Source organism: Neisseria sp. P0009.S007 (assembly GCF_051962515.1).
Map to the genome: position 1 here is coordinate 1 of NZ_JBQCVF010000413.1, position 1215 is coordinate 1215.

Below are 1215 nucleotides of genomic sequence, written 5' to 3' on the forward strand. Positions count from 1 at the left end.
ACTTGACCATCGCGTACCACGCCGCGGCCTTCGCGGCATTCGCGCAGAATCGCAGCGGCAACAACGTCGCGCGGTTGTAATTCGTCAACGAAACGTTCGCCCAAACCGTTGACCAGCTTGGTGCCTGCAGAGCGCACTGCTTCGGAAATCAGCGCGCCTGCCAAGTGTGGCGGATGGGCAACGCCGGTCGGGTGGTATTGGAAAGAATCGACATCGCGCAGTTTGGCGCCGATACGGTAGGCCATGACCAGGCCGTCTGCAGTCGCTCCATAGTGGTTGGAAGTGGCGAAACCTTGCAAATGCAGGCGTCCGCTGCCGCCGGTTGCCAATACCACGGCTTTAGCGTGAACCAACACCAAAGAACGTTTTTCCAAATCGTACAAAATCGCGCCGACGCAGCGGCCGTGTTCGTCAGACAATAATTCGATGGCGGGGTGGCGGTTAAGCTGTGTGATGTTTTCGTCGAGCTCGACTGCCTCGCGCAGTACGCGCATCATTTCGAGGCCGGTAAAGTCGCGGTAGCTCAGAATGCGCGGCACGGTCGTACCGCCTGCACGCTTGCGGCTCAACATGCCGTTGCTGTCCGTGCCTTTGGCAAGATCGAAAGTCATGCCCAAGCCGATCAGCCAGCGGATGGCGGACGGCGCATCGGTAACCATTTGCGCCACCAATTCTTTTTTGCCTGCGTTGTGGCCGCCTTTGATGGTATCGTCAAAGTGTTGTTGCAGGCTGTCTTCCGCGCCGATCGCAGCTTGAATGCCGCCTTCGGCCATCACGGTATTACTGTCGCCGATACGCAGTTTGTTCGCCATGATGACGCGTGCTCCGGCTTCAGTGGCAGACAATGCCGCTGCCGCGCCCGCTCCGCCGCCACCAATTACCAATACGTCGGTGTTCAAGTGTTCTGCACCCGACAAATTATAGTCGTCAATCAGAGGCTGACTGATTAAGAGTTTGGCCAAATCAGGATGGCAGTAATCGCCTTGGTTTGGACCGATAGGCAGTTTCACACGGGCATTTGCCTGATAGTCAGGGTGAAATTGGCTCAGTAATTCGTTTTTTTCAGGTAAATCGCCGCGTAATTCCAATGAGGACGCACGCAGGTTGGCAAGGGCGGTTTCGTAGTCTATGCCTTGGGTTTTGTTAACCATTACACTGACTCCTCTTCAAATTCGACTTTCATTTTGCCGCTGTCGATTTCGCGTAGGCGGCGCA

At 56.0% G+C, this 1215-nt stretch carries 1 protein-coding gene; it reads right to left on the bottom strand.

The genetic code is table 11. The features are described 5' to 3' along the window. On the bottom strand, nucleotides 1-1151 hold a 1151-nt coding region (locus ACTHS3_RS13715; RefSeq protein ID WP_440368218.1), incomplete at its 3' end, for an FAD-binding protein. Between the last annotated feature and the right edge of the window lie 64 nt (nucleotides 1152-1215).